The organism is Pseudomonas sp. P5_B2 (assembly GCF_056400445.1).
Genome location: NZ_JBFULH010001513.1, coordinates 1 through 530, shown reverse-complemented (window position 1 = coordinate 530; position 530 = coordinate 1). Strand labels below are relative to the sequence as shown.

The 530-nt window shown below is 55.5% G+C and carries 1 pseudogene; it reads right to left on the bottom strand.

Annotation, left to right across the window (positions count from 1 at the left end):
- A pseudogene (locus AC1DRJ_RS32125) lies at positions 1 to 202 on the bottom strand (NAD(P)(+) transhydrogenase (Re/Si-specific) subunit alpha); the annotation flags it as partial.
- Positions 203 to 530 lie beyond the last annotated feature (328 nt).

Sequence of the window (530 nt, the reverse complement as noted above, 5' to 3'; positions counted from 1 at the left end):
GCTCGGCCCCAAACGCATCGTTGGCGCTGCCAATCGTTGCGCCTGCCGCTTCATAAGCACTGTCGACAACACTGGCATTAATGCCGGCGCCGCTCTGCACAGTGACCTTATGACCCTGGCCGATCAGCTTTTTGATGGTTTCCGGGGTTGCAGCAACCCGTGTTTCACCCGTCTGGGTTTCGAGAGGAACACCAATGTGCACGTCAAATCTCCTGCGTGATCTTATTGAGTAAACCCAGGCACTTCGGATGGTGCGGCTGGGGCGGCCGATCAGCACGATCCCGCCGAATCAGGGCGGGGCGCGGCATTTTGCAGGCGAACTTTGTGCCCTTCAAGGGATTATGACGGGTGACGGAAAATTAACTACAAGTCACCCCGTGACCGAATGTCGCAACTGGAGGGCTCAATCCCTTGTAGGCCGTGACTTGCAAGGGGTTTTGTCTTAATTCGGTAAATTACATATCTTTACCGTGAATGAGGCGTCATCGCATCCTGATAGCGGCTCAAAGCCACGTCGTCAGGCGCTTGTG